Origin of the sequence: Calidithermus chliarophilus DSM 9957 (assembly GCF_000430045.1) — a bacterium.
GTDB classification, from domain to species: domain Bacteria; phylum Deinococcota; class Deinococci; order Deinococcales; family Thermaceae; genus Calidithermus; species Calidithermus chliarophilus.
In genome coordinates, this window is sequence record NZ_KE387023.1 from 42,113 (window position 1) to 65,272 (window position 23,160).

The 23,160-nt window shown below is 67.7% G+C and carries 26 protein-coding genes; 4 read left to right on the forward strand and 22 right to left on the reverse strand.

What is annotated here, in order from left to right:
- Positions 1-181 precede the first annotated feature (181 nt).
- Both MEICH_RS0100280 and MEICH_RS22815 read left to right on the forward strand, forming a co-directional pair.
- Complete coding sequence (locus MEICH_RS0100280; protein ID WP_027890963.1) at positions 182-1,384, forward strand: cytochrome P450; 1,203 nt, start codon at positions 182-184, stop codon at positions 1,382-1,384.
- 155 nt (positions 1,385-1,539) lie between these two features.
- On the forward strand, positions 1,540-1,950 hold the full coding sequence (locus tag MEICH_RS22815; RefSeq protein WP_051303805.1) for a group III truncated hemoglobin: 411 nt from the start codon (positions 1,540-1,542) through the stop codon (positions 1,948-1,950).
- Between the two features lie 268 nt (positions 1,951-2,218).
- Here MEICH_RS22815 and MEICH_RS22820 read toward each other — a convergent pair whose 3' ends face one another.
- From MEICH_RS22820 to MEICH_RS22825, 5 genes are all read right to left on the reverse strand, one after another.
- Positions 2,219-2,869 carry a hypothetical protein gene (locus MEICH_RS22820; RefSeq protein ID WP_157202530.1) on the reverse strand — a complete coding sequence of 217 codons (651 nt, stop codon included), beginning with the start codon at positions 2,867-2,869 and terminating at the stop codon, positions 2,219-2,221.
- 425 nt (positions 2,870-3,294) lie between these two features.
- Entirely contained in the window at positions 3,295-3,648 is a 354-nt protein-coding gene (locus MEICH_RS0100300) for an HlyD family secretion protein (RefSeq protein ID WP_027890964.1), read from the reverse strand.
- Between the two features lie 58 nt (positions 3,649-3,706).
- Complete coding sequence (glpK, locus tag MEICH_RS0100305; RefSeq protein WP_027890965.1) at positions 3,707-5,194, reverse strand: glycerol kinase GlpK; 1,488 nt, start codon at positions 5,192-5,194, stop codon at positions 3,707-3,709.
- A 35-nt stretch (positions 5,195-5,229) separates the two neighbouring features.
- Positions 5,230-5,985 (reverse strand): alpha/beta fold hydrolase, encoded by a 756-nt coding sequence (locus MEICH_RS0100310; protein WP_027890966.1) that lies wholly within the window; start codon positions 5,983-5,985, stop codon positions 5,230-5,232.
- The gene (locus tag MEICH_RS22825; protein ID WP_169730613.1) at positions 5,982-6,716 is read right to left on the reverse strand and encodes an alpha/beta fold hydrolase; all 735 of its coding nucleotides are present in this window, start codon (positions 6,714-6,716) and stop codon (positions 5,982-5,984) included. The genes MEICH_RS0100310 and MEICH_RS22825 overlap by 4 nt, the downstream gene beginning before the upstream one ends.
- A gap of 64 nt (positions 6,717-6,780) precedes the next feature.
- On the opposite strand from MEICH_RS22825, the gene MEICH_RS0100320 reads away from it, so the two are divergent.
- Complete coding sequence (locus MEICH_RS0100320) at positions 6,781-7,995, forward strand: Gfo/Idh/MocA family protein (protein WP_027890967.1); 1,215 nt, start codon at positions 6,781-6,783, stop codon at positions 7,993-7,995.
- 26 nt (positions 7,996-8,021) lie between these two features.
- On the opposite strand, the gene MEICH_RS0100325 is transcribed toward MEICH_RS0100320, so the two are convergent.
- The 8 genes from MEICH_RS0100325 to MEICH_RS29770 all read right to left on the reverse strand — a co-directional run bounded on the left by MEICH_RS0100325 (position 8,022) and on the right by MEICH_RS29770 (position 12,409).
- Positions 8,022-8,450 (reverse strand): type II toxin-antitoxin system VapC family toxin, encoded by a 429-nt coding sequence (locus tag MEICH_RS0100325; RefSeq protein WP_027890968.1) that lies wholly within the window; start codon positions 8,448-8,450, stop codon positions 8,022-8,024.
- A gap of 6 nt (positions 8,451-8,456) precedes the next feature.
- Positions 8,457-8,699: a FitA-like ribbon-helix-helix domain-containing protein gene (locus MEICH_RS27575; protein ID WP_084542106.1), complete on the reverse strand. Its 243-nt coding sequence runs from the start codon at positions 8,697-8,699 to the stop codon at positions 8,457-8,459.
- 434 nt (positions 8,700-9,133) lie between these two features.
- Positions 9,134-9,841: an HNH endonuclease gene (locus tag MEICH_RS28280; protein WP_157202531.1), complete on the reverse strand. Its 708-nt coding sequence runs from the start codon at positions 9,839-9,841 to the stop codon at positions 9,134-9,136.
- 66 nt (positions 9,842-9,907) lie between these two features.
- Positions 9,908-10,540 carry a peroxidase-related enzyme gene (locus MEICH_RS0100335; RefSeq protein ID WP_027890969.1) on the reverse strand — a complete coding sequence of 211 codons (633 nt, stop codon included), beginning with the start codon at positions 10,538-10,540 and terminating at the stop codon, positions 9,908-9,910.
- A gap of 172 nt (positions 10,541-10,712) precedes the next feature.
- A complete protein-coding gene (locus tag MEICH_RS0100340; protein ID WP_051303806.1) occupies positions 10,713-11,363 on the reverse strand; it encodes a DUF2306 domain-containing protein in 651 nt (216 codons plus the stop codon).
- Between the two features lie 90 nt (positions 11,364-11,453).
- A complete protein-coding gene (locus tag MEICH_RS0100345) occupies positions 11,454-11,672 on the reverse strand; it encodes a helix-turn-helix transcriptional regulator (protein WP_027890971.1) in 219 nt (72 codons plus the stop codon).
- Positions 11,673-12,119 (reverse strand): hypothetical protein, encoded by a 447-nt coding sequence (locus MEICH_RS0100350; protein ID WP_027890972.1) that lies wholly within the window; start codon positions 12,117-12,119, stop codon positions 11,673-11,675.
- 134 nt (positions 12,120-12,253) lie between these two features.
- Positions 12,254-12,409: a hypothetical protein gene (locus MEICH_RS29770; RefSeq protein WP_218916373.1), complete on the reverse strand. Its 156-nt coding sequence runs from the start codon at positions 12,407-12,409 to the stop codon at positions 12,254-12,256.
- A gap of 121 nt (positions 12,410-12,530) precedes the next feature.
- Between MEICH_RS29770 and MEICH_RS22830 the strand changes: the two genes are divergently transcribed.
- Positions 12,531-13,919: a DEAD/DEAH box helicase gene (locus tag MEICH_RS22830; protein WP_051303807.1), complete on the forward strand. Its 1,389-nt coding sequence runs from the start codon at positions 12,531-12,533 to the stop codon at positions 13,917-13,919.
- Between the two features lie 6 nt (positions 13,920-13,925).
- Here MEICH_RS22830 and MEICH_RS28290 read toward each other — a convergent pair whose 3' ends face one another.
- The 9 genes from MEICH_RS28290 to MEICH_RS0100405 all read right to left on the reverse strand — a co-directional run bounded on the left by MEICH_RS28290 (position 13,926) and on the right by MEICH_RS0100405 (position 23,023).
- Positions 13,926-15,338, reverse strand: coding sequence for an eCIS core domain-containing protein (locus MEICH_RS28290; RefSeq protein WP_157202532.1), 1,413 nt, complete (start codon positions 15,336-15,338; stop codon positions 13,926-13,928).
- Positions 15,339-15,446: 108 nt separating this feature from the next.
- The gene (locus MEICH_RS0100370; protein WP_027890973.1) at positions 15,447-15,827 is read right to left on the reverse strand and encodes a tautomerase family protein; all 381 of its coding nucleotides are present in this window, start codon (positions 15,825-15,827) and stop codon (positions 15,447-15,449) included.
- Between the two features lie 167 nt (positions 15,828-15,994).
- Positions 15,995-16,984 carry a tagatose 1,6-diphosphate aldolase gene (locus tag MEICH_RS0100375; RefSeq protein ID WP_027890974.1) on the reverse strand — a complete coding sequence of 330 codons (990 nt, stop codon included), beginning with the start codon at positions 16,982-16,984 and terminating at the stop codon, positions 15,995-15,997.
- The gene (locus tag MEICH_RS0100380; RefSeq protein ID WP_027890975.1) at positions 16,981-17,448 is read right to left on the reverse strand and encodes an NUDIX hydrolase; all 468 of its coding nucleotides are present in this window, start codon (positions 17,446-17,448) and stop codon (positions 16,981-16,983) included. Before MEICH_RS0100380 ends, MEICH_RS0100375 begins: the two co-directional genes overlap by 4 nt.
- Positions 17,449-17,463: 15 nt before the next feature.
- Positions 17,464-18,294: a PfkB family carbohydrate kinase gene (locus MEICH_RS0100385; protein WP_027890976.1), complete on the reverse strand. Its 831-nt coding sequence runs from the start codon at positions 18,292-18,294 to the stop codon at positions 17,464-17,466.
- On the reverse strand, positions 18,282-19,604 hold the full coding sequence (locus MEICH_RS0100390) for a fucose isomerase (protein WP_027890977.1): 1,323 nt from the start codon (positions 19,602-19,604) through the stop codon (positions 18,282-18,284). Before MEICH_RS0100390 ends, MEICH_RS0100385 begins: the two co-directional genes overlap by 13 nt.
- A gap of 133 nt (positions 19,605-19,737) precedes the next feature.
- Complete coding sequence (locus MEICH_RS0100395) at positions 19,738-20,568, reverse strand: carbohydrate ABC transporter permease (RefSeq protein ID WP_051303809.1); 831 nt, start codon at positions 20,566-20,568, stop codon at positions 19,738-19,740.
- 186 nt (positions 20,569-20,754) lie between these two features.
- Positions 20,755-21,660: a carbohydrate ABC transporter permease gene (locus MEICH_RS0100400; RefSeq protein WP_027890979.1), complete on the reverse strand. Its 906-nt coding sequence runs from the start codon at positions 21,658-21,660 to the stop codon at positions 20,755-20,757.
- Positions 21,661-21,760: 100 nt separating this feature from the next.
- Complete coding sequence (locus MEICH_RS0100405; protein ID WP_027890980.1) at positions 21,761-23,023, reverse strand: ABC transporter substrate-binding protein; 1,263 nt, start codon at positions 23,021-23,023, stop codon at positions 21,761-21,763.
- Between the last annotated feature and the right edge of the window lie 137 nt (positions 23,024-23,160).

Here is a 23,160-nt window from a genome sequence, read left to right on the forward strand (position 1 = left end):
GGGAGGCGATTCCACATCACCTCCCCCCCCCCCCCCCGACGGCGGAGCGGGGGACACCAAACCACCCCACCGCGAACAACCCCCCACCCCCAGAGCAGAGCATGAAACAGGACGAAGCTCGAGCCCTCCCCCACCCCTATCCCCCTTACCCCAACCGCTATAGGCTATTAGCTACACGGCCATGAACACTACAAACACCGCCTTCGACCCGACCGACCCCGCCTTCCTCTCCAACCCCTACCCCACCTACCGCCGCCTGCGCGAGGAAAGCCCCATCTTCTTCTTCGAGAAGTGGAACGCCTACGTGCTCACCCGCTACGAGGACGTCAACACCCTCCTGCGCGACCGCAAGCTGGGGCGCGTGCTGGACAACCACCCGCAGTGGGGCGAGTACGAGTGGCAGTTCGAGCAGACCCGCGTGGGCTCCATCCTCGAGATCGAACCCCCCGACCACACCCGCATCAAGGAGGTCTTCCACCAGACCTTTACCCCCAAGCGCGTGCGCGAGCTGTCGGGCAAGATCCACGCCCTGTGCGAACGCCTGGTGGACGACCTGCTGAAACGCCCCGCCCGCGAAGCCGACCTGATCCACGACTTCGCCCAGCCCATCCCCGTCACCGTCATCGCCGACCTGCTGGGCATCCCCGAGGCCGACCGCCACCACCTGGTGCCCTGGTCGAAGGGCATCATCGGCTGGTTCGAGCCCGAGCGCACCGAGGCCATGGAGGCCGAGGCCATCCGCTGCGCCCAGGAGTTCGCGGCCTACCTGCGCGCCATGATCCCCCTCAAGCGCCAGCAGCCCGGCGACGACCTCTTCAGCGCCATGCTCCAGGTGCACGACCGTGAACCCGAGCGCCTGAGCGAGCAGGAGCTCGTCAACAACTGCATCCTCTTGCTCAACGCGGGCCACGAGGCGGTGGTCAACGTCATGGGCAACGGCATGAAGGCCCTGCTCTCCCACCCCGAAGCCTACGCCCGCCTCGAGGCCGACCCCAGCCTCATCCCCACCGCCGTCGAGGAGATGATGCGCTACGACACCCCGCTGCAATTCTTCGAGCGCTACGTCCTCGAGCCCCTGGAGTACAAGGGACAGCGCTGGGAGCGCGGCACCAAGCTCGTGCTCTACTACGCCTCCGCCAACCACGACCCCGCCGTCTTCCGCGACCCCGAGACCTTCGACATCGCCCGCAACCCCAACCCCCACCTGGCCTTCGGCGCCGGGCTGCACTACTGCATCGGCGCCCCACTGGCCCGCGTCGAGCTCCAGACCGCCCTACGGGTCCTCCTCGAGCGCCTCCCCGAGTTGCGCCTGCTGCCCCAGGACTTCAGGTACATGCCCAAGAACGTCTTCCGCTACCTCGAGGGGCTGAAGGTGGCGTATTGAGGTTGAGGGTCTAAAGTCGAGGGCCGAGGGTCCAGGGCGTTTTGCGTCTTGCGTTTTGCGTTTTGCGTTTAGCTATCGGCTATCGGCGGCGTTCAGCCATCAGCAGGGACTTTGCTCACTGTAGCCACCCCCCGCCTTGCCCTATGCTGCCCTCCATGCCCGACATCACCTCTCGAGCCGACATCGCCGCCGTGGTCAACGCCTTCTACGGCAAGGCCACCCGCGACCCGCTCATCGGCCACCTCTTCGAGGGGCTCGACCTCGAGGCCCACCTCCCCACCATGCACGGCTTCTGGGAGAACATCCTCTTCCGCACCGGGGCCTACAAGGGCGGCATGATGTACAAGCACCTCATGCTCAACGCCCGCAAGCCCCTCGAGGCCGGGCACTTCGAGCGCTGGCTCGAGCTCTTCACCGCCACCGTAGACGAGCGCTTCGCCGGGGAGAACGCCGAGGTCGCCAAGCAGTACGCCCGCTCCATCGCCCAGACCATGCTCTCGCGCATCGTGGGGCCTGCGGGGTTGCCGATGGCTTTTCTGGATGCTGGGCGTGGTGATAGCCGATAGCCGGACGCGGGATGCGGGTTGTACGTCGTACGTCCTACGTCGTACGCCAAACGCCAAACGCAAAACGCCGGACGCCTTGGCTCTCGACCCTAGACCCTTGATCCTCGACAAACCACTAGCCACGGACCACGTGCCATTTGCTGACGGCTGACGGATGAAAGCTGAAGGCTTAAACTTCCGGCCTCTACACCGACGCTCCATAACAGAAAAACCGAGGGGAGAAATCTCCCCTCGGGTGGAACACGGAGGCTTATGAGGTTGCCCGAAGCTAGCCCTGGTTGCCGCCTGTGCCGCGGGCGATGCCCTGGAGCTGCTGGATGAGCTGGTCGAGCATCGCGGAGTAGGGCTCGGCGGCGAAGGGGTTGGGGGCGTCGGTCGCCAGGGCGGGCATTTCGGTCTGGGTGGCCTGCTCGGTGGCGGGCTGCTGGGTCTCGGTGCCGCCGGCGCCAGCGCCTTCACCCGCGCCTTCGCCCGCGCCTTCCCCGGTGCCGCCTTCGCCAGCACCCTCACCGGCACCGGCTTCGCCGGTGGCCGTGCCCTCGCCGCCCTCGTGGGCCGCCTTCTCGCTCGAGGTCCCGGCTTCGAGGGCCTTGCGCTGCTCCTCGGTGAGGATCTGGTCGAGGGCCTGGCTGTAGTACTCGGCCGTCCCGTCCCAGACCGCCGCGGAGCTGCGGATCGCCATGACGTAAGGCAGGATCTTCTGGGCCTGCTCCTGGCTCAGGCCCCCCTCGGCGCTGGCGACGAGCTTTTGCAGGGCCATCAGGCGCAGGGCCAGCTTGGACACTCCCTTTTGCCCTACGTTCTGGGTCTGCTCAGGTTGGGCGGGTTGGGTGGGTTGGGCCGGGGGCTGCTCCTGGGCGAATGCGCCCCCTACAGCCAGCAGGGCCGAGACCGTCCACAAATGCATGCCTTTTTTCACGTATTCTCCTCCTGCGCTTTCGTTTCGGAAGCCCGGGCCCGGGTTTCTTCCTAAGCCCTATGCTTGGCCCGTCTCATGGCAGTTTTGTGGCACGGTTGTGAAAAATCCGAGAACCGGCCTAAGCTGAAGCGGGACTAAGGAGCCAAAGTGCCCATGTGGTTGAGAAAGCTCCACCTTAAGGTGGATGGGCCTTAATCCAAAACCGCCGGCTTGGCTCTGCCCTTCGGGAAGGCCCCACACTGCTTGCCGGAGCGCCTCGAGGGCGGCCTCGAGCTCGTCGAGCGCGCCGCCGGGGGGATGCTGTAGGGCTCGAGGCGGGGTCGGAACTCCGGGTGCCCTTCCAGCCTCACGCCTCTGCGCCCGCAGGGGTAGCCGGGAACGGCGAAGGGGCGGGCCTCAGCCCGCCCCCACCGGTCTCGCCGGGTTCAACCCGGCTTGTTGCCGCCGCCCATGCGGTCGCGGGCGGCCTGGGCCAGCTCGTCGGCCTTGGCCTTGGCGACCTCGGCGGCCTGCTTGGCCTGCTCGGCCACGCGCTCGAGGCGGTCGGGGATGCCGTCCTTGTCCTGGTCGAGATTGGCCTTGACCTCCTCGAGCTTGGCCCGCGCCCGCTCGGTGGCCTCGCGGGCCTGGGCCATCAGCCCTTCGATGGCGTCGGGGACGCCGTCTTTGTCCTTGTCGAGGTTGGCCCGGACCTCGTTGAACTTGGCCTCGGCCTCCCTCAAAGCGTTCTCGGCGGCAATACGGGCTTTCTCGAGCATCTCCTGAATGCGGTTGGTCATGCTGTTTCCTCCCCGGTCCTAGCGTACCAGCCCCTCACGGGCGGTGTGAGCTTTGGGCTCATTCTGCCCAGGCCCGGGCCCGCTCGACCGCTTTCTGCCAGCCGGCGTACAGGCGGGCCCGCTCCTCCTCGCCCATCTGCGGCTCGAAGCGCTTGTCCACTGCCCAGCGCTCGGCGATCTCGGCCTTGCTCAGCGCCCCCACGCCGATGCCGGCCAGGTAGGCCGCGCCCAGCGCGGTGGTCTCGGTGACCTCGGGGCGCAGCACCGCCTTGCCCAGGATGTCGGCCTGGAACTGCATCAGCAGGTCGTTGACGGTGGCGCCGCCGTCCACGCGCAGCTCGCTGAGCCCCATCTGCGCGTCGGCCTCCATGGCCCCCACCAGGTCGCGGGCCTGGTAGGCGATGGCCTCGAGCGCCGCCCGCGCGACGTGGGCCTTGGTGGTGCCGCGGGTGAGCCCCACGAGGGTCCCCCGGGCGTAGGCGTCCCAGTAGGGCGCGCCCAGGCCCACGAAGGCCGGGACCAGGTAGACCCCGTCGGTGCCCGGCACGCTCGCGGCCAGGGCCTCGACGTCGGCCGACTTCTGGATGATGCCCAGCCCGTCGCGCAGCCACTGCACCACCGCCCCCGCGATGAAGACCGAGCCCTCGAGCGCGTACTCGGCCCCCTCGCCCTCGAGCTGCCACGCCACCGTCGTCAGCAGGCCCCGCTGCGAGGCCACCGGCTTGGGGCCGGTGTTCATCAGCAGGAAGCAGCCGGTGCCGTAGGTGTTCTTGGCCATGCCCGCGCTGAAGCAGGCCTGCCCGAAGAGCGCGGCCTGCTGGTCGCCGGCCACCCCCGCGATGGGGATGGAGGCCCCCAGCAGCTCGGCCACGGTGTGGCCGTAGACCCCCGCCGAGGGCCGCACCTGCGGCAGCACCGCCTTGGGGATGCCCAGCACCCCCAGCAAGTGGGGGTCCCACTCGAGGGTCTGCAGGTTGAACAGCAGCGTGCGCGAGGCGTTGGAGACGTCGGTGGCGTGCACCTGGCCGCCGGTGAGGTTGAAGATCAGCCAGGAGTCGATGGTGCCGAAGCACAGCTCGCCCTTGCCCGCCCGCTCGCGCAGGCCCGGAACCTCGTCGAGCAGCCACTTGAGCTTGGTGCCCGAGAAGTAGGGGTCGAGCACCAGCCCGGTCTTCTGGCGGAAGGCCCCTTCGTAGCCGTGCTGCTTGAGCTCCTCGCACAGCCCCGCCGTGCGCCGGTCCTGCCAGACGATGGCCCGGTGCACCGGCCTGCCCGTCGCCCGCTCCCACAGCACCACCGTCTCGCGCTGGTTGGTGATGCCGATGGCGGCGATCTCGGCGGGCGCGACCCCGGCCCGCTGGATGGCCTCGCGGGCGGTCTGGATCTGCGACTGCCAGATCTCCAGCGGGTCGTGCTCGACCCAGCCGGGCTGGGGAAAGTGCTGGGTGAACTCCTGCTGGGCCACGCCCAGCGGCTTGCCCCCGAGGTCGAAGACGATGGCGCGGCTGCTGGTGGTCCCCTGGTCCAGGGCTAAGAGATAGGGCATAGCACCTCCGAATGCCCCCTGATTCTACCGGCCGCTCAGGGCACCGCCTGGCGCTCGGCCGGGCAGAACTCCAGCACCGCCCGCGCCACCTCCTCGGCGCGGCTGTCGTGCAGGGCGTGGGTCCCCCCCTCGATCACCCGCAGCAGTGCGTGGGGGAGCGCCTCCTCGAAGGCCTTCCCCAGGCGCGGCCGGATGATGGGGTCGCGGGTGCCCACCAGCACCAGCACCGGCACGTGCACCCGGCGCATCAGCGGCACGACGCGGTGGTTGAGCTGGTCGTAGAGCAGGGCCCACACCCGGCTCGGCCCGGCCATGAAGTACGAGCGCACCACCCGCCAGCACAGCTCCAGCCGCTCCCGCGGCGCGTTGCGCACGAAGTTGAGCAGTTGCCGGGGGATGCGGGGGTACTCGGGGATGCCGGTGGGGGCGCACAGCACCAGCCTCGAGGGCAGCCCGGGGTAGCGCCCCGCCAGGTCCAGCACCACCTCCCCGCCCTGGGAGTGCCCGAAGAGCACGGCCCCGCGCAGCCGGGCGGCCTCGAGCCACGCCGCGAGGTGGTCGCTGACCTCGCGCATGGTGCGGTACTGCGACAGCGGCGCGCGGCTGTAGCCCTGGCCGGGGGGGTCGTAGGCCCAGACCTCGAAGTACGGCGCCAGCGCCTCCTGCAGCCGCCCGTAGTACAGGTGCGAGCAGCCCATCCCCGGCACCAGCACGATCCTGGGCCCCGCCCCCATCACCCGGGCGAAGGTGCGCACCCCCTGGACCTCGAGCCACACCTCACGCGCCTTCATCCGGTCTTGAGCACCTCCGTCGGGTTGAGCAGGAAGGGGATCACGGTGGCGTTGAAGGCGGCGGCGCGGTCGTACATGACGTTGTGGCCCGCGCCGGGGATCACCACCAGGTGCGAATGGGCGAGGCTCGCGCGCAGCCTCTCCCCCATCGGCCGCGTGACCAGCACGTCGCGCTCCCCCCACACCAGCAGCGTGGGGCAGGTGACGTGCCCCAGCAGCTCCGCCGGGTCGTCGCGGATGATCTCCTGCGTCGCGCGGTAGAGGTTGCGCGGCCCGGCCCGCAGCGCGTCCCAGGCCAGCGTGGGCAGGAATTCCCAGGCCCCGTGCCAGGCCGCCTGCGGCAGGCGCAGCGACATGCGCCACCAGGGGTCGCGCACCAGCGCGCTCGCCGCCACCAGCACCAGCGCCCCCAGCGGGTAGCGCGCCGCCAGGTGCAGCCCGATGTGCGCCCCCATCGAGTGCCCGATCAGGCGGGGCTGGCGCAGCTCGAGCGCCTCCAGCCACGCCTCGAGCAGCCGCGCCGCCTCCCGCAGGGGCAGGGGGTGCTGCCGCCGGCTCCTGCCGAAGCCCATGAGGTCCACGGTGTACACGCAGAAGTGCTGCGCGAGCGCCGGGACGTTGCGCCGCCACCACGCCGCCGAGCCGGAGAGCCCGTGCAGCAGCACCAGCGGCGGCCCTGCCCCCCGCCGCGCGTAGGCCAGGCTCGAGGCGCCCTGCCGGAAGACCCTCACACCCCGAGCTATACCACGCCAAGCTGAGCCCCAGCTTTTTGAATCTAAGATTTATAATTGCCGCGTGAAGAAAAACAAGGAGTTCGCCAACCGCGGCCACGCGCTGACGCCGAAGTTCGCCTACGTGCCCAAGGAGGACCGCTTCCTCATGGACCCCGGCCCCCTCAAGTACCGCTTCAACGTGATCGGGGTGGGGGTCAACGGCCAGGAGCACGTCCGGGTCACCATGCTCGAGGGGCGCTGCACCGTCCACGGCGTCTACGACCCCAACCCCTCCAGCGTCGAGGGCGCCCGCCGGGTCAAGGCCCAGTTCTCCGACGAGCCCCTGGTGGTCTACGACAGCCTCGAGGCCGCCTGCAACGACCCCGCCGCCGATGCCCTCATCATCTGCACCCCCAACCACACCCACCTCGAGGTGCTCAGGGTCGCGGCGCAGTCGGGCAAGCACATCCTGCTGGAAAAGCCCATGGCGACCAACCTGAAAGACGCCTACGCGATCTGGCAGATCGCGCAGAACTACCCCAAGGTGCTGCAGATCGGCCTCCAGTACCGCTACAAGCCCATCTACGTCGAGGCCATCCACGAGGCCAAGGTGCGGCGCAGCCTGGGCGAGATCAAGACCATCACCATCCTCGAGCACCGCGAGCCCTTCCTCGACAAGGTGCGGCAGTGGAACAAGTTCTCGAAGTACTCGGGCGGCACCCTGGTCGAGAAGTGCTGCCACTACTTCGACCTCTTCAACCTCTTCGCCGAGTCGAGGCCAGTTATGGTCTACGCCAGCGGCAGCCAGGCGGTGAATTTCCGTGACTTCGAGTACGGCGGCGAGCGCTCGGACATCCTCGACAACGCCTTCGTGATCGTGGAGTACGAAAACGGCATCCGGGCCAACTTCAACCTGTGCATGTTCGCGCCCATGGTCTACGAGGAGATCGTGCTCTGCGGCGACGAGGGCCGCCTCAAGGCCAGCGAGGGCGAGAACGGGCAGGCCCACTCGCAGTGGGGGAGCTACCTCGAGGTCATCTGCCTCCCCGACCGCACCTCCCGGGTCATGACCCCCAGCTACCCCGCCCTCATCGAGGCCACCGGCCACAACGGCGGCACCTACTACGAGCACCTGCGCTGGATCGACGCCATGGACGGCAAGCCCAGCACGGCGGCCACAGCCGAAGAGGGCTTCTGGAGCGTGGTGATCGGGGTGGCCGCCGAGGAATCGGTGAAGCGTGGGGAAAAGGTGATGGTGCGGGAGTTGCTCGAGGGGAATGGGTTGGGACACTTATAACGCCGCCATCCAAAACACATAGATGCTCAGGCACCACCTGCCCAAGGATTGACCAGATCAAGCCCCTCGATCCGTTCAAAGTCGGCGGTGTTGCGCGTAGCCAACACCATGCCGTGCGCCAGCGCGATCGCGGCGATTTGGGCATCCTCCAGGCTGATCGGTCGGCCTGCTTGCATACGCGCCGCTACGATGCGCGCGTAGTGGACAGCGGCGACCTCATCGAACGGCAAGCAGCGACCGGCAAAATCTTCGTCGAACATCGCCTGAGCTGCTTGCGCCAGTGCCATTTGCCGCTTGCCTTTCGGCATGAGCGCCAGACCCAGTTCAATCTCGGCGCGGCTGATGGCGCTGACCCATACCGTTTCAGCGGGCTGCTCATCCAGCCAGGCAACCACTTGCGCCGAGGGCTGCGGTCGCATGAACTCGGAGAGCACGTTGGTATCGAGCAAAATCATGCGAGCTCATCCCAGTTGCGGCGGTTTGCGTGGCCTGTGCCGTTCGGGAAGGTGGAAATCCTCATCGGCAACTGCCTGAAAACGGTCGCGCAGGTGGCCGCCAAGCCTCGCGGGATAGCGGGTAACTCCCAACGCCGCCCGCAAGATGCGGCGCGCCTCCTCTTCCATCGAAACGCCGTGCTGCGCCGCGCGAAGCCGCAAGGCTTGCTTTGTGGTTTCATCGAGGTTTCGAATAATCAAGCTGGCCATACTCACCCCCTTGCCGCGATATCAATGCTAGCACTGTTGGCTTTGCAGTCAACTGGATAGTTCACTCCTCGATGAAGAAATCATTATAAACTACCCCAATTCGGAAAAGCACGGAGCATTGTTTCAGCCCCCAGGAGCCGCAGGGCGGGATAGGCTTCGAAAAGCTTGAGGAGGCTGTAGGTCAGCAGCACGGCGGCCACCGCCGAAGAGGGCTTCTGGAGCGTGGTGATCGGGGTGGCCGCCGAGGAGTCGGTGAAGCGGGGGGAGAAGGTGATGGTGCGGGAGCTGCTCGAGGGGATTGGGTTAGGGCATTTGGCGTAATGATACGTATCAACCGCAGGCAAGCCGAACACAGTCGAGGGAAAGCCTGTCGCCTAAAGGTGAGTGCCTAGTGCTGACTACTCCTTAACATGAATCGCGGAGCTTCGCTTCTTCTATAAGAAGCCAGAACGTGCACGGTGTTTTAGCAGATACTGCGATGCTGGCGGATAGGCAGACGGCTCACGAAATACTGTTGTCTGGCTTAAAAAGAGATTGATAGTCTGACTTGAACCCTTGGGCCTCTTCAATATGCGATAGTCATCTGTCATCGAGAAATAGCCACCTTCAAAAAGCGCATCATGGAACTTGCACATACAGATCATATTCTTTAGGTCACCACGACCTTCCACTTGATCTGCCCAGCGAGCTATATGGCCTGCCACGAGCATGACAGGTTCATCTACGTCACAAAAGGCACACCTGTAATCGTAGTTTTCAAGGGTTGCGCGTCTTATCCTATCCTGTCCTCGTCTTCTCCGAGCAATGATTTGTTGATCACTCGTCGGATAGTTGCCGATCATAAGTTTGTTATCCCGAATTACGAAATCTAAGGCGTCATCAGGCAGATCTTCTTCTTCGACATGAATGGGCAAGTTGGCAAGCAAGTAGTTGCCATTACCAAGGAAATAGAGAAAGCCGTCATCCCGAAGTTCCTGAAGCACACGGCTCAAGGTTTGAGTCGGCGTTTCTCCAGCAGATCCCGTGACACTGACTATTTGACTAAGTTCTTCATCGACTAGGCTTTGGCGATTTATATTTCTTGTCGAATGCCGTGCCGAGTAGCGCCGCAAGGCATCGAGAACAGCATCACGCCATATCATTGCCCCCTCCACAATATTCGCGTACAGTTCAACATAAAACTAAGGTGCTCGACGAGTAGTTAAAGGCTAGCCCTCCCCTGCCGCAGGCACTTCCGGCACCCGCTCCACCGGCGCCGCGCTGACGGGCCGCCCAGGGGTCAGCCGGCGGCGCAGGTCGTCCTCGAGTTCCAGGTACACCGAGTCGGGCTCGGCGCCCAGCGCGTCGAGGAGCTTGCTGAAGAAGCAGCGGGCGGCGGCAGCGGCGGCGATGTCGAAGATCTCAGCGTCGGTGAAACCGTGGGCCCGCAAGCCCTCCACGTCGCTGGCGGTGATGGAACTGGCGTCTTTAGCCACCCGCTCCGCGAAGGCCATCATCGCGGCTTCGGCGGGCTCGAGGCCGGCGTCGGCGGTGCCGCCGGCGATGGCGGCCAACTGCTCGGGGCCGTAGAACTGCCGCCGCAGGATGGTGCCGTGGGCGAGCATGCAGTACGAGCTGCGCAGGGCCCTGGCCGTCGCCAGCGTGACGAGCTCGTAGCGCCGCAGGTCCATGTGCCCCCGGATGCTCGCCAGCAGGCCGGACCACGCGCCCATCACCTCCGGGCGCAGGCTGAAGACCTTGGCGTAGTTGGGCACGTACCCGAGGTTGGCCTGCGCGCGCTCGTACGTCGCGCGAACCTCGCCGGTGGCCTGGTCTACCGGGACGGTCTCGATGAACGCCATGCGAATCCTCCTGCAATGCCGAACGGGTCGTGGGGGCTGTCGGTCGGCGCGTGCGCTACGGCGATAACGGGCTGGGGCCATTATAGCTGGACGTGCCCCGCCCAGCACTGTCGACGGACACGGGAGCCCGTCGGGGGCAAACACCACGGACGGTTCGCCCCCGACATGACCCTCACCCGCGCTTTGCCCTAAGCCTGCGGCGGATGGCCCATGCGGCCACCGCGAGGTTGATCACCCAGCCCGCTCCCAGGGTGACGGCCCGGGTCGGGTCATTGACGTTCTCGGGGAAGAAGAGAAACAACGGCACACCAGTAAGTACTTGCGTGCCCGCGGCCGCCCCGATGGCGTAGCCTCGAGTCATCCAGGCCCCGTGGCAGGCAAAATCCCGCCGATAAACCGCGACCGTAGCCAGCACGATCGAAACCAACATGCCAAAGCCGAACAAAAGCCGCAGCCTGTACACGGCTGCGCCGTCGAACTCGGGCAAGGGGTAGAAGTGGGCCATCCATAAGCCCGAGAGCGCCACCGCCAGTCCGCTGGGGATCAGCACCCGCCCGGCCATCCTGTGCCAGCCCGGTTTTCGGCGGCGCAGCGTCGGGGAAAATTGCAGGGCCCCCAGAACCAGGAACACGATGCCACCCAGGCTATGCGCCACGATGGGCAAAGGCGCGGCGAAAAAGCGCTGGTTTTCCGGGGTGATGGGCCCCCCGGCCCCCAGTTCCAGCACTCGAGCGACACCCGCCGCGACGGGAACCAAAGCGAGCAGGATGAGGCCGGCGGGGACCAACCCCTCGAGTTTGCTTTTTGTGGATGCTTTCGTCATACCTAGCTCCTTTTTTCGCGATACCGATCCGGTTCTATTGGCGTGCAATAGAACGACTCACCCAGCTACGGCTAGCTTTTTGATTAGTGCTTAGGAGGAATCTTCCAGAAAAAAGACTTCTTCCAGAGGTACTTCGAAGGCCAGCGCCAGCCGAAAGGCCAGTTCCAATGAAGGGTAATACTTACCCTTCTCGATGGAGACGATCGTCTGGCGCGTCACCCCGACCTTTGCCGCCAACTGCTCCTGGGTCATTTCACCGCGGTTGAAGCGCAGCTTGCGGACGTTGTTGCCGATGCGAATTCTGCTCACTTAATAGCCCCTGCGGTACAGAAAAAACTCGGTCGAACTGCCCACAATTTGACTCATCAGAAAAGCCGTCATCAACACCTTGAAGGTTACAGCCGGTGCCGCGCCCAACATCGCCAGCAGCATCGCCAGCAGGAATACCGCGATAAACGTGAGGTACATATAGCGGTCGCTCTTCATGTCGAACAACCGGTCACGCTCGTCCATGAACGAGGGTTCTCGTTCTCTGGTCAAAACGGTATGGGTGATGCTGGTCAGGATATGCAGGAGTATGAGCACCCCAATGCTCGTGACGATGTAGATCAAGACCGTGCTGCCCCAAAACCGGAGCACTGTTTCTGCCGCGGCGCCCGAAGCGGGATGGCGAGGAAAGACGTTGAACCAGAAATAGGCGAACACCAGAACGGTGGCGGCAATAAAACCCAGGTTCTTCTTTTCTTGAAAGGTCATCGGGCCTCCGGGAGTCTGCTGGGCATTACTTTATGCAAAACTCAGCAGACTCAATGTAAAGCAAAGCGTACATTATGTCAAATGTAGCACTCACGAGACAATCCCTTGAATGGTGGGCTGCTCGAGCGCGCGGGTCAGGCCTCGGCCACCGGCTGCCGGCTCGGAGGGATTCGCGCAGGCCGGGTGAGCGCCGGGACGTGGCCCGCTCCCTCGAGCAGCCAGAAGCGCAGCTTTCGGGTGTAGAACCCGATGGCCCCGTCGTAGTCGCAGACCACCCGGGCGACGTGCACGATGGATTGCTTCGCCGGGGCGCTCCTTTCGGGGTAGGCCCGGTTCTACCCGGGCCTCGGCGGGAGGGGGTCGCATCGGGTAAGATGGGACGTTGCAGGCCCCCTGGCCTCCCCAAACCTCATGAATTTTTCCGACTTTTCCCTGCACCCCAAGCTCCTCCGCGCTGTCGAGCAGATGGGCTACACCCAGCCCACCCCCATCCAGACCCAGGCCATCCCGCCCGCGCTGGCCGAGCGCGACGTGCTGGCCTGCGCCATGACCGGCAGCGGCAAGACCGCGGCCTTCGTGCTGCCCATCCTCCAGCGGCTTTTAGAGGGCCCCAGGGGCGTGACCCGCGCCCTGGTGCTGGCCCCCACCCGCGAGCTCGCGGCGCAGGTGCAGGAGCAGTTCGAGCAGTTGGGCAAAGGCACCGGCATCCGCAGCGCCGCGGTGTTCGGCGGGGTCGGGATGGAGCCGCAGACCCGGGCCTTCCGGAGCGGGGTCGAGGTGATCGTGGCCACACCCGGCCGGCTGCTCGACCACTTCCAGCACCCCTACGCGCGGCTCGAGGGCCTCGAGGTGCTCGTGCTCGACGAGGCCGACCGGATGCTCGACATGGGCTTCCTGCCCGACATCCGCCGGGTGCTGCGCCACATCCCCAAGCCCAAGCAGACGCTGTTCTTCTCGGCCACCATGCCCGAGCCCATCGCCGAGCTGGCGAAGGAGCTGCTCACCGACCCCGTCACCATCAACACCGAGCGCAAGGCCGCCCCGGCCAAGGGGATCACCCAGGCGGTCTACCCGGTGCCGCAGGAGCTCAAGTCGGCGCTGCTGCTGGCCCTGCTCGACCGGCAACTCGGCAACGTGATCGTGTTCACCCGCACCAAGCACCGCGCCAACCGGCTGGCCGAGTTCCTGGAGAAAAACGGCGTCAACGCCGCCCGCATCCACGGCAACCGCTCGCAGAGCCAGCGCACCGAGGCCCTGGCGGGGTTCAAGTCGGGGAAGTACCGCGTGCTGGTGGCGACCGACATCGCCGCGCGCGGCATCGACGTGGAGGCCCTCGAGCACGTGGTCAACTTCGACGTCCCCGCCGTCCCCGAGGACTACATCCACCGCGTGGGCCGCACCGCCCGCGCCGAGCGCACCGGCGAGGCCTTCACCTTCGTAGCCCCCGACGAGGAGGCGCAGCTGCGGGACATCGAGAAGGCCATCGGGAGGAAGCTCGAGCGGGTCATGCTCGAGCGCTTCGACTACTCGGCCAAGCCGCAGCACAAGCTCGAGGTCCCCATCCAGGAGCGCATCGCCGCGATGCGCGCGCAACGGGCCCAGGCCCGCGCCAACAAGGCCGCCAAGGAGCAGCGGGCCGCCGAGGCGAAAGCGCCGCAGGACCAAGCCCCCAAGCCGCAACGCGCCCGACCGGCACAGGCCCCGGCGAACCCGACGGCGCAGGCGGGCTCGAGCGATCCCGGCGCCCCCGCGAAGAAACGCCGCCGGCGCCGTCGCCGCAAACCCAATCCCCAGCCCTGAAGCGCTTCAGGGCTTTTTCTTTTCGCCCGAGTACAGGTCCACCTCCATCACCCAGCCGCCTTTCCCCACGTGCGGGCCGCCGATCACGATGACGTTGGCCCACCAGCTCCGCTTGGGGTCGGTGCGGGCGGTGCGGCCCAGCAGGGTGCCCTGGGTCAGGGTGGCGAGGCGTTTGCCCTTGTCGGGGCTGTCCCAAAGCACCGTGGCCTTGGAGGTGGTGGCGGGGACGTCGGTGGGGAGGTCGAGGGTCGGCTTGTTGTCGGGCGAAACCGAGACGTTCCACAAGCGGGCCGCTTCCATGAAGACGGCGCTGGGGGCGTTGGGGGACTTGGCCTTGAACTCCAGCAGGCGCGGCTGGAGGTCGGAGGTGCCCTTGACCCAGCCCCACTCCACCGAGCCGTAGAACACGCCCTTCTGGTTGCCCGCGATCGCCAGCGCGGTGCTCTCGAAGCGCTGGGACCACTCGCTTTTCATCACGTCCTCGGCGGCGGTGTAGGCGTCGCCCGAGTTCAGCATGGGCTCGTCCTTCAACACCGCGTCGCGGTTTTGCAGCTTCTGGCCGGAGTCGAGGTAATGCCAGCCGATCTCGGTGTACTTCCCCGGCTCGGGGCTCGAGAGGTCGCTCCCCTTGGCCCCGGTCATGCCGTAGAGCGGGGTCGGGCTTTCGAGGGTCTGGTCGATGTGGGTGCCGGCGCCCGGCTTGCCCTTCGGGATCATGCGGCTCTCGGCGACCTTGCGTTTCTTGGGGTCGTCGTATTTGTTGTGGGGGGTGCCGTCCTTCATGCTGAGCGCGGTCTGCACGAAGGCGATCTTCTCGGCGTCCACCAAGGCGTTGGCCTTGAAGGTGAGGGCGATGTCGGCGCCGTAGCCCACCACCACGCTGCCCACCTCGCGGTAGTTGGCGTCGTAGGGGTCGGCGACGAACTCCCCGGCCCAGGTTTTGGCCTTCTTGGGGGCGCGGCGCAGCACGGGCTGGGCCTCGAGGTGACCCGCCTCGCGCTCGGCGGGGTGGGAGGGGTCGCCCAGGCGGAGGCTCGAGGCCGCGTGAGCCCCCACCGCGCGCTGCTGCACGACGTGGGTCAGCTCGTGGGCCAGCAGCGCCCGGCCCCGGGGAGTGCGGGGGGCGTACTCCCCCGGCCCGAAAACCAGATGCGGACCCGCCGCGTAGGCCCGCGCCTCCACCGCCTCGGCGGAGCGGGCCGCGCAGGCGTCGGCGTGAACGCGCACCCTGCCAAAGTCGTGCCCGAAGCGCGGCTCCATCAGCCGGCGCGTGGCGGGCTCGAGGGGCTCGCCCGGACTGGACAACACCTCGTGCACGACGGCGGGGACAGGACTGCCGGGCTGCAGGGGCCCGGCGGAAAGGCGCCCTGCGGGCGAAGCGGGCTGGGGGGCCTTCGGCTTGCGGGCGAGAACGCGCATGGGCGGCACCTGCGTCCCGTGCCGGGCGGGCAGCGCTGAGGAAGGTCGGCAGCTAGGAAATTCTCAGGCCCATTGTACTCGAGGCCAGCGCGGGTCGGTCCGGGCCGCTCAGGTGTGGACCAGCCGGCCCCCGCCGAAGGACCAGTTCTCCCAGGCGATCTCCTTGAAGCACACCATCACGCCCTCGGGGTTGAAGCCCGCGCTCGAGAGCGTCCCCATCAGCTCGGCGAGGAACTTCCTCTTCACCTTCACGCTGCGGCCCACCGCCCAGAGGACCTCGATGAGCACGAAGTCGTCGGTGCGGTCCGACTCGAGGTCGGGGTAGCGGGGATCGTAGCGGAAGTCGTCGGGCTCGAGCTCGAAGACCCGCTGGAAGCGGTCGGCCTCCGGCACCCCCACCGAGACCAGGGCGGCGTGGACCGCGTCGAGCACGGTGGTCTTGAACTCGCCGGACTTCGGCCTGCGGACCGTGAGCGTGACCATGGGCATAGATGGCTCCTTGTACGGCTGGCGGTTGCCTGATACCCGATTCGGCCAGTTCGGCGCCGGACTGACCCCACCGAAGGGAGTGCTCTGGGATTCGAAAAGATAGCCTCCAGGGCTCTTCGGATCGGACGATTATCTTTTTGAACCCGCTATGAGATGCCCGCGAGGCCCTAGCCCGCGACGCCCTCGAGCACCCAGTCCACCTCGGGGTACAGGGGCGGGATGGTGATGAGGATGTCGTTGAGCCGGTCGAGGGCTTCGCGGCCCTCCTCGAGCAGCGCCGCGCGGGTGTCGGCGAGGTCGGGGTAGCGGCGCAGGGGGTGCTGCCAGATGGCCCGCCCGGCCAGGTAGCCCCGCGCCCCCGCGCTGGCGGCGCGCTCGAAGGCGTCGACGAACTGGTCGGTGTTGAGGCCGCCGGAGAGCAGCAGCCAGGGGGCCGGGAGCTTGCCGTACTCGCGCATGTCGGCCTCGAGGTCGTCGAGGCCGTAGCCCTTGCCGCCCCACTCCTTCACCAGGCTGGCCGCGCCGGGGATGGCGAGCTTGTAGAGGTCGATGTGGAAGCCGGGGTCGGCGAAGGCGGCGGCGATCTCGAGCGAGAGGTCGCGCAGCTTGGCGTTGTAGGCGGCCTCGTCCTCGCCGGGGAGGGGGTAGGGCAGCACCTCGAAGATGAACAGGCGGTCGGCCTTCTTGCACTGCTCGCCCACCCCTCGCACGAACTCGAGCTGGTGCTCGACGATCTCCCGGGGGGCGTCGGGGCGGTGCCAGGCCAGCAGCTTGAGGCCGTCGGCCCCCATCCGCACCGCCTGCTCCACGCTCCAGCCCGGAATTACCGCGCTCTTGCGCCAGCCGCCTTCCACGGTCTCGAAGCGGTGGTGCTCGAGGGTCAGCATCAGCCCGGTCTCGCGGGGGATGAGGGGCATGGCGGCGGGGAAGGCGTAGTGCGGGTCGATCAGGATGCCGGTAACGCTGCGGGCCAGGGTCTCGGCCAGCAGGCCCTTGAGCGCCGTGACCTCGGCCCCCACGGCTTCGGGGTCCTTGTCGAGCGCCCTGGCGACGAGGTTGAAGAGCGGGGGGCGCTGGTCGATGGCGAGCGTTGCGAAGCGCATCTGGGCGTCGCCGATGCGGGCGTAGGCGCGGGCTTTGGCGGGGGTCGTCTTCATACGGGGCACCTCACTTGCAGCAGGCGTTCGCGCACCCGGGGCAGCGCGGCTTTCTCGAAAGGGCTGAGGTCGGGGAGGGCGTCGAGGCCGAAGTAGCGCAGCTCCAGGCCCTCGGAGGGGTCGGTGCGGGGTGAGCCCCGCACCTCGAGCGCGAGGAACAGCACCCCCACGTTGTACACCTCGTCGCCGTTGGGGTAGCGGTAGAAGAACTCGGGGCCGGAGACCACCTCCAGCAGGCGCAACGCCCCCGCCTCGAGGCCGGCCTCCTCCCACAGCTCGCGCCGGGCGGTCTGCTCGAAGGTCTCGCCCGGCTCCATCGAACCCCCGATGAAGCTCCACAGGCCGTTGTCCACGCGCTTTTGCAACAGCAGGCGGCCCGCCCCGTCGAGCACGAGCACGCCGGCCCCGGCCATGATCAGGGGGCGGGAACCCACCAGCTTCCTAAGCTCTGCGATATATCCCATGTGACCTCGGCCAATCTACCCTAGCAGCGCCTCGGCCTCTGCCCTGCGCGGAGGCTCCCCGTCCCGCACGTGCAGCGCCGAGACCGCCGCGGCGAAGCGCAGGGCCCCCTCCTCGCCCATCCCCTCGGCCAGGCCCAGGGCGAAAGCGCCGTGGTACACGTCCCCCGCGCCCGTCGAGTCCCTGACCTTCACCCGGAACGCGGGGACCTGGCCCCCGCGGTAGCGCACGCCCTCGGCCCCCAGCGTCACGGCGGCCCAGCCGGGGATGCGCCCCAGCAGCGCCTCCACCCCGCCCAGATGCCGGGCCAGCTCCTCCGAGGCCACCACGTGGCTCACCCGCGGCACCAGCTCCCAGGCCTCGGGGCGGTCGTGGTCGAGGTCGAGCACCACCGGGATGCCGCGCGCGCGGGCCGCCTCGGCCAGCAGCCGCTCGGCCTGAAGCCAGCGATGGTCGAGCAGGACGGCCCCCACGCCCTCCAGCACCGCCTCGGGGTCCCAGTCGGGCTCGGCGGGGAGGTCGGGGCGGTAGGGGAAGATGTAGCGCTCGCCGTCCGGGGCCACCAGCACCGCGCTGACGGGGGTCTCGCGGCCCAGGGTGAAGCGGGTGCGCACCCCCTCGGCGCGGAGGGCGGCCTCGAGGCTCTCCCCCGCCCCGTCGGGGCCGCGCCGGGAGAGCAGCAGCGCCTCCCCGCCCAGCCGCGCGACGGCCTGGGCCGCCACGGCTGCCGGCCCGCCGATGGCCTGGCGGAAGGCCCGTACCGGGGTGCGGCTGTGGGTAGGGGGAAAGTGCTCGAGATAGAAGCGCTGGTCCAGGCAGGCCCAGCCGAGGGTGATCACGCGCGCCATACCAGCCTATTCTCCTCCGGGTCGGCCGGGAGCACCTCCAGGCCCAGCCACGCGCACAACTCCAGCAGCGCCGGCTGGTGCTCGCCCATGCCCACCGCCAGGTGGTGGGGGAGGCGGTGGTTGAGCCAGCTCGCCAGGAACTCGCGCGGCCCCTGGGGCGCTCCGGCCCAGCTCGCCGCCACCAGCCAGCTCGAGTCCCCGTCGTAGCCCTTCTCCCCGCTCAAATAGCCCCCGTGCACCACCGCCCGCCGCCCCGGCAGCAGCCGCAGGCCGCTGATGGGCCCCGCCTTGAGCGGCATGTCGCGCACCGCGGGCAGCCCCCGGTTGAAGTGCGCGACCAGCCGGGTGGGGCCGCCCGCCCAGGCCCTGGGGGCCTCGCCGCCGTGCCAGAGCATCAGGCCCTTGGCCCCGAAGTGCGAGACGTCGAGCAGGATGGCCGGCTGCCCCGAGACGGCCTGCAGCGCCAGTTGCCCGGCCAGCCCCATCACGTCGCCCTCGGGGGCGAAGGTGTGGCCCCGGTCGGCCAGGCGGGCCATGGCCGAGTAGGCCATCACCCCGGCCCGGTCGGGGATCTCGGGCCACTCGCGCAGGGCCACCCCGTCGTAGCCCCGCGCCACCTCGGCCAGGGCGAGCTCGAGCCGGAAGGCCGGTCGTAGCGCCTCCACGGGGTACTCCGCCAGCTCGTCGAAGGCCGCGGCCAGCGCGTCCACGTCGGATTCCCGCACGCCCTCCAGCGCTTCCCACAGCACCTCGAGGCCCGCCCGCTCCACCCGCATCCCCGTCTCGGGCAGCGCGTCGAAGGCGAAGAACCCCGGCGCGGGACCGCCCAGCCACAGCACCCGGCCCTGGCGCAGGGCCCTCACGCCGCGCAGGGCGGCAAGGGTCAGGCCCAGGCGCTCGCGGAACCACCCGTCCTCGGGCGCGCCGTAGAACCACTTGGCCGGTTTTTCCAGCAGCGAAACCCCCAGGTTCAGCCCGCAGACCGCGTTCTGCGGCAACGGCCCCGTGTCCCACACCTCCGGCAGCGCCCACAGGCCCACCGGCAGGGGGAGCTTCAGGAGGGGCAAGAACACGTCCCCCGTAGCGAAGGTCACGTGCTCGATGAGCAGCAGGTCGAGGTTCGCCGCCCAGGCCGCCCTCGCCGCCGCCTCCGCCTGCGCCGCGTCGGCCACGGGGTCGGCCACGTAAGCCAGCTCGAAGCCCAGCTCGGCGCCCAGGCTTTGCAGGGCCTGCCGGGAGGCGTGCTCGAGGCCGAATCTCGACCCCCGGAACAGGGGCCGCACGATGGGAACGAGTCCGATCCGCAACATAAGATTGCCAAACGCTACACGCCAAACGCCCAGGACAACCCCTCAGGGGTCCAGAGCCACACCCCTTCTTGCGTACGGCGTAGGGCGTACGACGTACGACCTGCGTCTCGCGTCTTGCGTTTTGCGTCTTGCATCATCCCTTGACACCCCCTTGCGTCAGGCCGCCCACCACCCGCTCCTGGAAGACGGCGATGACCAGCGCCACCGGCACCAACGCCACCACCAGCGCCGCCGAGATCAGCGGCCAGGGGAAGACGTATTCGCCCTGGTAGAGCTGGATGCCCACCGGCAGCGTGCGCATGGCCTTGGCCGGGAGCAGCGTGGAGGCCAGCAAGAACTCGTCCCAACTGTTGACGAAGGCCAGGATGGCGGCGGTGAACACCCCCGGCGCCGAGAGCGGCACCACGATGCGCCACAAAGCACCCAGGCGGCTCGAGCCGTCCACCATCGCGGCGGACTCGAGGTCGCGTGGGATCCCCGCGAAGAAGCTCACCAGCGTGAGCGTAGCCACCGGCAGCGAGAGCGCCGCGTGGGGCAGGATCAGGGCCAGGTAGTTGTTGCGCAGGCCGATCTCGTTGAAGGTCTGGTACAGCGGCACCATCAGCGAGGCCACCGGGAACATCGAGACCCCCACCAGCAGCGAGAGGATCAGGTTGCGCCGGGGCACGTGCAGCCGGGCCAGCGCGTAGGCCGCCAGGCTCCCCACCCCCACGCACAGCAGCGTCGAGCCCACCGCCACCACCACGCTGTTGAAGAAGTAGCGCCCCAGCGGCTGCTCGCGGAAGGCCTGGAGGTAGTTCTGGAAGGTGGGGTTGTCGGGCCAGTAGGTGATGGGGATGCGGGTGAGTTCACCCTCGAGCTTCAGCGAGGTGAAGAAGATCCACAGCGCCGGGAAGAAGCCGTTGAACACCACGACGGCCGCCGCGACCCACACCCACAAGCGCAGGTTCTTGAAGGGGTTCATGAAGCCCTCCGGGCCGCGGATAGCCGGTGGCTGATGGCCCAACGCCGAACGCTGAACGCCCGACGCCCCACAGCCCAACCCACCGGCGCCTTGCCTTTTGCGTCTCGCGTACGACGTAGGACGTAAGGCGCACGTCCCCTGGCGTCCGGCGTTGGGCGTTCGACGTCCGGCTTGCGGCAACACAGCCTACTCATCCGCCCCCCTCACGTAGCGCAGGTAGATCATGGTGATGACCATGCTGATTAAAAACAGCAGCATCGCCAGCGCCGAGCCGTAGCCGAAGTTGAGGTTTTCGATGCTGGTGACCCGCACGTACATCGCCAGCGTCTCGGTGGCGTTGCCGGGGCCGCCCTTGGTCATGGCGTAGGGGATGTCGAAGGTCTGGAAGGCGGTGATGGTGCGGAAGATCAGGGCCACCAGGATGGCGGGGGTCAGCAGCGGCAGGGTCACGCGCCAGAAGCGCTGGAAGGGGCTGGCCCCGTCCACCTCGGCGGCCTCGTAGAGCTCCTTGGGGATGGTCTGCAAGCCCGCCAGCAGGATCAGCGCCACGAAGGAGCTCGTTTTCCAGATGATCGTCCAGCAGATCGCCCAGAAGGCCAGGTCGGGCTTGAACAGCCAGAACTGCCGCTCGCCGCCCAGCCGCGCCAGCAGGTCGTTGACCACCCCGTACTGGCTGTCGAAGAACCACTGGAAGATCAGGCCCACGAAGACCAGCGGCAGCGCCCAGGGCAAGAGCAGCCCCAGCCGCACCGGCCACTTCACCCGGAAGGGCAGGTTGGCCAGCAGCGCCAGCCCGAGCCCCACCAGCAAAGCCCCCGGCACCGTGACCAGCACGATGAGCGAGGTGTTCTTCAGCGCGTTCCAGAAGCGGGCGTCGCGCAGGGCAGCGGCGTAGTTCTCGAGCCCGTTGAAGGTCGCGTCGGGGCCGAGGGTGAGCTGGTACTGGAAAAAGCTGGTATAAACCAGCCGGATCACCGGGTACAGGGCGATGAAGCCCAGCAGCAGCCCCGCCGGGACCAGCAGCCAGAAGGCCAGGGCGCGCTCGCTGAGGTCGCCGAAGCTCCTGCGGTAGCGGTCTTGGGGTCGGGTCATCGTCGCTCCCGTCGTACGTCATACGTCGTACGCTATACGCCTCGCACCAGAAGCACCCGGCGCAGAACGTACGACGTAGGACATAGCCTTGACCCTCGACTCACTTCCCGTAGATCGCCTGCAAGCCGCTGATGACCTCTTTGGCCGCGACGTCCGGGGTCTTGGTGCGGGCCAGCACGGCATTGAGGGCCTTGCGCATCACGTCGGCCACCTCGGGGTAGCGGGGGTGCACCGGGCGCGAGCGGGCGTTTTGCACGATGGGCAGGGCGTCGGCGAACCAGGGGTTGGCCTTGAGCACGTCGGGGTCTTTGTAGAGCGAGGGGAAGACCGGCAGGTTGGAGGCGTCGATGGCCAGGATCTTGGAGGCTTCGGGGCTCGAGAGGTAGCGCACGAGCTTGTAGGCCTGGGCCTTGTTCCTCGAGAAGTCGGAGATGGTCCACTGCCAGCCGCCCAGACAACTCGCCGAGCGCCCGCCCTCGAAGCGCGGCAGCGGCACCACGCCGATCTTGCCCTTGACCTGGCTGTCGGCGTCGTTCTGGAACCTGTTCCAGGCGTAGGCGAAGAGGGTGCCGAAGACCCAGCGGCCCTGCTGCATCTCCTGGCGGATGGTGTCCTGGGCCTTCTCGGCCATGTTGGGCGGGGAGACCTTGTGCTTGTCCATCAGGTCGAGCCAGAACTGCAAGGAGTTGCGGGCCTGGCCTTCGGTGAGGACGAGCTTGCCCGAGTCGTCGTCCACGTCGCCGCCCGAGGCCCAGATGGGCAGCAGGAAGCTGCACACCGTGCCCTCGGAGATGTTGCCCATGAAGCCAATGCCGTTGAGATTAGCGTTCCTCTCGCCCGCCAGGATGGTCTGGGCCTGCTTGATGGCCTCGTCCCAGGTGGTCGGGGGCTTGAGGTTGTACTTCTCGAGCAGATCCTTGCGGTAGTAGAGGAACTGCGCGTCGGCGAAGCTCGGCAGCGCGACGAGCTGCCCGTTGATGACGTTGGCCTTGGAGTAGGCGGGCAGGTACTGCTTCAAGAGGTTGGCCCGGCTGGCCGCGGGGAGGTACTTGTCGAGGGTGTCCGACCACTTGGCCGCCGCGTACTGCGCCGGGCGGATGATGTCGATGAGGATGGCGTCGATGGAGGGGTCGCGCGAGGCGAGCACGGTGGTGAGGTACTGCTGCTGCTGGTCGGAGGTGGCCCCGCCCACCTCGACCTCCACCCGCACGCCGGGGTTGCGCTTCTCGTAGACGTCGAGGATCTTGCGCCAGATCTCCGGGCGCTGCTGCCCGCCGACGAAGATGCGCAGCTTGGTGCTCTGCTGGGCCACTGCCGTGGACGCCGCCAGCACCGCCAGTGAAAGCCAGAACAGCTTCTTCATGCCTTCCCTCCTTGTAGCTGTAACCCAAGTGTACCCAGTTCAGCCTGCAACGTCTCGCCGACCTCGAGGCCCTCGCGCAGCGCCCTGGCCCGCGACGCGGCCCGCCGGGCCCCGGGGATGCGCCCCCCGGCGGCCTC

Excerpts from the sequence above, each read along its gene's own strand:
- MEICH_RS28280 (WP_157202531.1), bottom strand. The coding sequence starts at position 9,841 with ATGATATGGCGTGATGCTGTTCTCGATGCCTTGCGGCGCTACTCGGCA.
- MEICH_RS0100325 (WP_027890968.1), bottom strand. The coding sequence starts at position 8,450 with ATGATTTTGCTCGATACCAACGTGCTCTCCGAGTTCATGCGACCGCAG.
- MEICH_RS0100400 (WP_027890979.1), bottom strand. The coding sequence starts at position 21,660 with ATGACCCGACCCCAAGACCGCTACCGCAGGAGCTTCGGCGACCTCAGC.
- glpK (WP_027890965.1), bottom strand. The coding sequence starts at position 5,194 with ATGCCCTATCTCTTAGCCCTGGACCAGGGGACCACCAGCAGCCGCGCC.
- MEICH_RS0100395 (WP_051303809.1), bottom strand. The coding sequence starts at position 20,568 with ATGAACCCCTTCAAGAACCTGCGCTTGTGGGTGTGGGTCGCGGCGGCC.
- MEICH_RS0100390 (WP_027890977.1), bottom strand. The coding sequence starts at position 19,604 with ATGTTGCGGATCGGACTCGTTCCCATCGTGCGGCCCCTGTTCCGGGGG.
- MEICH_RS0100280 (WP_027890963.1), top strand. The coding sequence starts at position 182 with ATGAACACTACAAACACCGCCTTCGACCCGACCGACCCCGCCTTCCTC.
- MEICH_RS0100300 (WP_027890964.1), bottom strand. The coding sequence starts at position 3,648 with ATGACCAACCGCATTCAGGAGATGCTCGAGAAAGCCCGTATTGCCGCC.
- MEICH_RS0100380 (WP_027890975.1), bottom strand. The coding sequence starts at position 17,448 with ATGGGATATATCGCAGAGCTTAGGAAGCTGGTGGGTTCCCGCCCCCTG.
- MEICH_RS0100335 (WP_027890969.1), bottom strand. The coding sequence starts at position 10,540 with ATGGCGTTCATCGAGACCGTCCCGGTAGACCAGGCCACCGGCGAGGTT.
- MEICH_RS22830 (WP_051303807.1), top strand. The coding sequence starts at position 12,531 with ATGAATTTTTCCGACTTTTCCCTGCACCCCAAGCTCCTCCGCGCTGTC.
- MEICH_RS0100405 (WP_027890980.1), bottom strand. The coding sequence starts at position 23,023 with ATGAAGAAGCTGTTCTGGCTTTCACTGGCGGTGCTGGCGGCGTCCACG.
- MEICH_RS27575 (WP_084542106.1), bottom strand. The coding sequence starts at position 8,699 with ATGGCCAGCTTGATTATTCGAAACCTCGATGAAACCACAAAGCAAGCC.
- MEICH_RS0100340 (WP_051303806.1), bottom strand. The coding sequence starts at position 11,363 with ATGACGAAAGCATCCACAAAAAGCAAACTCGAGGGGTTGGTCCCCGCC.
- MEICH_RS0100310 (WP_027890966.1), bottom strand. The coding sequence starts at position 5,985 with ATGAAGGCGCGTGAGGTGTGGCTCGAGGTCCAGGGGGTGCGCACCTTC.
- MEICH_RS22815 (WP_051303805.1), top strand. The coding sequence starts at position 1,540 with ATGCCCGACATCACCTCTCGAGCCGACATCGCCGCCGTGGTCAACGCC.
- MEICH_RS0100385 (WP_027890976.1), bottom strand. The coding sequence starts at position 18,294 with ATGGCGCGCGTGATCACCCTCGGCTGGGCCTGCCTGGACCAGCGCTTC.
- MEICH_RS28290 (WP_157202532.1), bottom strand. The coding sequence starts at position 15,338 with ATGCGCGTTCTCGCCCGCAAGCCGAAGGCCCCCCAGCCCGCTTCGCCC.
- MEICH_RS0100370 (WP_027890973.1), bottom strand. The coding sequence starts at position 15,827 with ATGCCCATGGTCACGCTCACGGTCCGCAGGCCGAAGTCCGGCGAGTTC.
- MEICH_RS0100350 (WP_027890972.1), bottom strand. The coding sequence starts at position 12,119 with ATGACCTTTCAAGAAAAGAAGAACCTGGGTTTTATTGCCGCCACCGTT.
- MEICH_RS0100375 (WP_027890974.1), bottom strand. The coding sequence starts at position 16,984 with ATGAAGACGACCCCCGCCAAAGCCCGCGCCTACGCCCGCATCGGCGAC.